This is a genomic window from uncultured Brachyspira sp., from assembly GCF_944390595.1.
In the GTDB taxonomy this organism is placed as follows: Bacteria; Spirochaetota; Brachyspiria; order Brachyspirales; family Brachyspiraceae; genus Brachyspira.
In genome coordinates, this window is sequence record NZ_CALXRN010000144.1 from 1 (window position 1) to 4912 (window position 4912).

The following is a 4912-nucleotide window of genomic DNA, read 5'->3' on the forward strand; positions in this document are numbered from 1 at the left end:
GTAAGAGAGATACTTCGTTTAAAAGCATTAGGACTTGAAATACCTGATATTAAAAAAATTATATTTGATAATATTCCTGAATGCTTAATATTTTTGAAAAGAGATATTGTAAAGAAAGAGGATTTAACAAATATGATGAACATAATAGAGAATATAAACAAAAAAGAAACAGATTTAATAATAACAGTAATAAAAAATTGCAAAAAATATTTCTGCAATAATTTCAGTATAGATAATTTAAATGATGAATATATAAAAGATATTATAAGTCAGTATAAAGATTCTAATTTAAAAAATGATGAAGATGTAAATATTATAGGTTTTATACTTATTTTGATTAGTGCATGTAATTGCTATGATGAGATTAATAATATTTTTGATAGAGAGAAATTTTCAAATTATATTGATGATATATCAGGCAAGTATTAAAGTTATAATCTTTAATAATTAAATATAAAAAATAATTTTAAGGAGTATAAGTATGAGTGAAAAAAAGAAACATCCAAACAATGAAGCGGATATGGTAAATGCCAATAAAGGCACAGATGGAACAAACATTACCTATGATAAAGCTAATGGTAATACAGGCTGGCAGAAAAACCCATTAAACCCAGCAAATCAGCAAAGTAATAACAATGATAAAAAATAATTTTAAGGAGGAAAATTATGGCTGATAAAATTAAGCACCCTAATAATGAAGCGGATATGCAAAACCCTAATAAAGGAAATAACGGAAACAATATACGATATGACCAGAATCAGGGTAACAGAGGCAAGCAGCTGAATCCTAATCAAAATAAAGATAAATAATTTGATTGTATAACTTTAATACTTGCTTTATTTAGTTGTCGGATTAAATATTGTAACAATATTAAAAATTATATCAATTCCCCTAGGGGCAATATTAACTATTAATTTGTTAAATATTGTCTAATTAATAATAGAGTTTATTATTAAATCATTAATAATTTTCAAGGAGAAAACAAAATGAAAAAACTAATCACTACTATTTTAGCTTTAAGTTTATTATCAGCTTTTAGTATGTCTTGCAACAAGGGTTTTAATTTTTATGATTTGGGAGGAACTTGGGTAGGAAGCGGCGGAAGTTTTTCAGTAGATACATCAGCAAAAACTATAAGTAAAGATAATAAAACATATACAATAAGCGGAAATATTCCAGAAACAAAAGCACAATTTTTAACTTTGATGCTTCTAAATGGTGGTGGGTCAAGTGCTGGTAATATAACATTCACAAGCAAAACAGAAGCTAATGGAACAGGCGATTTTAATGGAGCTTGGACAAAACAGTAACTATTAATTATTATTTTTTAATAATTAAGCAGTTATAAAATTAGTATCATAATGTAATATTCTTCAAAGTCTTTATCTTAGCAGAAATGATATTATAGTTGCAAAGGAGCAGTTACTAGATGAGGCTTTGAAGGATACTAATTATGATTTTGTGATTATATCTATATATGAGATTGGTGGATTATATAAAAACTGTCTTATTATTTTAAGGCAGTTTTTTATGTATTAAATTTTAATATCTCATTTATCAATTTAAAATATTGAATTCAATCTGTTTTATATTATAATAGAATGAAATAATTTATAGATATTAAATTAATTATGAGGTAAAAATGAATAAAGAAGAAGCTAAACAAAAAATTGAACAATTAACAGAAACTATTAATTACCATAACAAACTTTATTATACAGATGATAACCCTGAAATAGAAGACTATGAATATGATAAACTTTTCAGGGAATTAGAAAATCTTGAAAGAGAGTTCCCGGAATTAAAAAAAGATGACAGCCCTACTAATAAAGTTGGTGGCACTATATTAGAAAAGTTCGAGAAATTTGAGCATCCTATTGCTATGTACTCTCTTTCTAATGTTATGAATGAAGAGGAGTTCTTGGAGTTTGATAATAGAATGCAAAAGGAACTTAATGCAAGTAAAATAAAATATACTGTTGAAAATAAATTTGACGGTCTTGCTTTAGAGCTTATTTACGAAAAAGGAAAACTCACAGTTGCAAGCACAAGAGGCGACGGACAGGTTGGCGAGAATGTTACTAATAATGTTAAGATGATGAATAATGTTCCTAAAAGTATAAAAGAGAAAAAGAAACTCATTGTAAGAGGCGAAGCATTAATAACAAAAAAAGATTTTGAGGCATTAAATAAAGAAAGAGAAGAACTTGAAGAGATACCTTTTGCCAATGCTAGAAATGCAGCTTCCGGAGGATTAAGACAATTAGACAGTGCTGAAAGCAAAAAGAGAAGATTAAAATTCTTTGCTTATCAGATTGCCAATTATAAAGATTTTGATTTAACTAATGAATATAAATCAATGGAGTTTTTATCAGAATTAGGATTCACAGTTGAAGGCGTTCATCCAAATATTGATGCTAAAAAAGTATTAGAAACTTATTATGATATACAAGAAAAAAGAAGTAAAATGGATTATGAGATTGACGGACTTGTAATAAAAGTTGATGATGTTAAGCATCAGGAGAAATTAGGATTTTTATCACGTGCCCCAAGATTTGCAGTAGCTTTTAAATTCAAGCCTGAAGAAAAAAAAACTGTATTAAAAAATATTGAGGTTCAAGTAGGACGTACTGGAGCATTGACGCCAGTTGCCAAATTAGAGCCTGTACAAGTTGGAGGTGTTACTGTTTCAAATGTTACGCTTCATAACCCTAATGAGATAAAATCAAAAGATATAAGAATAGGTGATACTGTTGTAGTTATTCGCTCTGGAGATGTTATACCAAAGATTACAAGAGTGGTATTAGAAAAACGTCCTGCAGATAGTAAGAGTTTCGAATTTCCTAAAAAATGTCCTGTTTGCGGAGGAGATACTGCAGTAACTGACGGCGATGTAATTGTAAGATGTATCAATGAAGAATGTCCAAGCAAGATAACTAGATACATAGAATATTTTGTTTCAAAGCCTGCTATGAATATGGAGAGAATAGGAAAAGAGTGGATTGCAGTATTTACAAAAAGCGGACTTGTTAAAACTCCAGCTGATCTTTACAAGATAACAAGAGATGATTTATTCAAGTTTGAAAGAATGGGCGAAAAATTGGCAGGATACATGCTTGAATCTATTGAGAACAGTAAAAACACTACTTTAAAAAGATTTATATATGCATTAGGTATTCGTCAGGTTGGGGAAACTACTGCTGACTTACTTGCTAAATATTTTACATCAATAAAGAATTTCAAAAAAGCTACTATTGAAGACTTACAAAATATTGAAGGCATAGGCGAGATAAGTGCTAAAAGTATTTATGATTATCTTCATAATGAAAAGACATTAAAACTAATAGATGATTTACTTGCTGCAGGAGTTAATCCGGTATTTGAAAAAGTTGTAACAGTGGAATCACCTCTCACTGGTAAGAATGTTGTAATAACAGGTTCAATAGAAGGCTTTACAAGGAATTCTGCAAAAGAAGCTGCAGAGAGATTAGGTGCTACAGTTCAATCCGCTGTATCCAAAAACACAGACATTCTAATTGTTGGTGAGAAAGCAGGAAGCAAACTTAAAAAAGCTCAGGATTTAGGCGTAGAAATAATGGAAGCTGATGAGTTTATAAAGCTTGCTAATGGATAATACTTAAAATAAAAATTATAAATATATAAAGGCTCTGAATATTTTATTTACAGTCTTTATTTTTTGCTTTTTATATAAAAATATATTATTTATTATTGATATTTAATTATATTTGTATATAATATTAAATATAAATAATGTAAGGTATAATATGGAAAAAAATATAATTAATAGTGTAATGTTTGATTTAATAAACAGAGAAGAAGAAAAGAGAGTTTTAACTGAAAATTTAGATAATTTTAGTATTCTAAATTTCAATAATTTATCAGATAAAGATAATTATATTGTTAAAGGAGCTTCAGAATTATTAAAAGCTGCCATATTGTCAAGTGAATCATCTAAATTATTTAAATCAAAATGTCCTTTAAGCGATAGTGAAAAAATGAATAATTATATATATGCTAATGTATTTAAATATCTCATCTTAAAAATGAATGACAAATTGGAGCGTATTATTGAGAAACTTGAAACTTATAAAATATTAACACTGCAGACTAAAGAAGAAAAAATATCAGAATTGAGAAATAAAATATCAAATATGATAGATATAATATATAGATTAGATGTAAAAATAAAAAACAGCAGAATAAATGATGATTTTGAATTAGAAGAATTAAATACATTAAAAGAACAAGCTCAAGATTTAAACAATTATTATATCAAAAAATATGATTTTGAACAAAGTAATAATAAAATACATTTTTATTTTCCTCTTTATTTTCCTCCTATAATATTGATACAACACATAAGAAGAATAAAACTTTTTGAGAATTCATTGAAAGAATTTTATTTAATCAATAATCTATATGAACTTTCATTAGAAACTTTAATTTATATTAATATAGTTTTATGTAATTATTATATAAAGGATTCAAACTTTAAAGAAGCAGACGGTATTATAAATGAAATGTTTGATTCTAATAGTTTATTTAATAATAATGTAAAAAAAGTAAAAGATATTCAGAAAATAATATCAGCTCTTGGTCATTTAGGTATAAGGTGGGAGTTTACATACGGACCAGCATATTTTGACTTTCAAAGAGAAAAGGCTAAAATTGTGTTAAAAGCGGATGCATATTTAAAAAATAATTTCTGCTGTTATATAGAGTTATTAAGAGATATTAAAAATATAATGAGCAAAGAAATATATATTTTAGAAATAAATGATATTAAATATTTGATATACAATAATTTACATAAATGTAATTTGGATTGTAAATTTTGTGCATGTGATAAATGATATTGAAATTTAATTTAAACTAATTAGGAGGTATTTT

General features: G+C 26.6%; 5 protein-coding genes and 1 pseudogene. All 6 read left to right on the forward strand.

Features of this window, described 5'->3' with window-relative positions:
- Positions 1–429, forward strand: a pseudogene (locus tag Q0J90_RS08660) (MerR family transcriptional regulator); the annotation flags it as partial.
- A 52-nt stretch (positions 430–481) separates the two neighbouring features.
- Positions 482–649 carry a hypothetical protein gene (locus tag Q0J90_RS08665; RefSeq protein WP_297277524.1) on the forward strand — a complete coding sequence of 56 codons (168 nt, stop codon included), beginning with the start codon at positions 482–484 and terminating at the stop codon, positions 647–649.
- Between the two features lie 17 nt (positions 650–666).
- Positions 667–810 (forward strand): hypothetical protein, encoded by a 144-nt coding sequence (locus tag Q0J90_RS08670; protein ID WP_297277525.1) that lies wholly within the window; start codon positions 667–669, stop codon positions 808–810.
- A gap of 177 nt (positions 811–987) precedes the next feature.
- Positions 988–1311 (forward strand): hypothetical protein, encoded by a 324-nt coding sequence (locus Q0J90_RS08675; protein ID WP_297277526.1) that lies wholly within the window; start codon positions 988–990, stop codon positions 1309–1311.
- 332 nt (positions 1312–1643) lie between these two features.
- Positions 1644–3635 (forward strand): NAD-dependent DNA ligase LigA, encoded by a 1992-nt coding sequence (gene ligA, locus Q0J90_RS08680; protein ID WP_297277527.1) that lies wholly within the window; start codon positions 1644–1646, stop codon positions 3633–3635.
- 151 nt (positions 3636–3786) lie between these two features.
- Complete coding sequence (locus Q0J90_RS08685; protein WP_297277528.1) at positions 3787–4875, forward strand: DUF1493 family protein; 1089 nt, start codon at positions 3787–3789, stop codon at positions 4873–4875.
- The last annotated feature ends 37 nt before the right edge of the window (positions 4876–4912 follow it).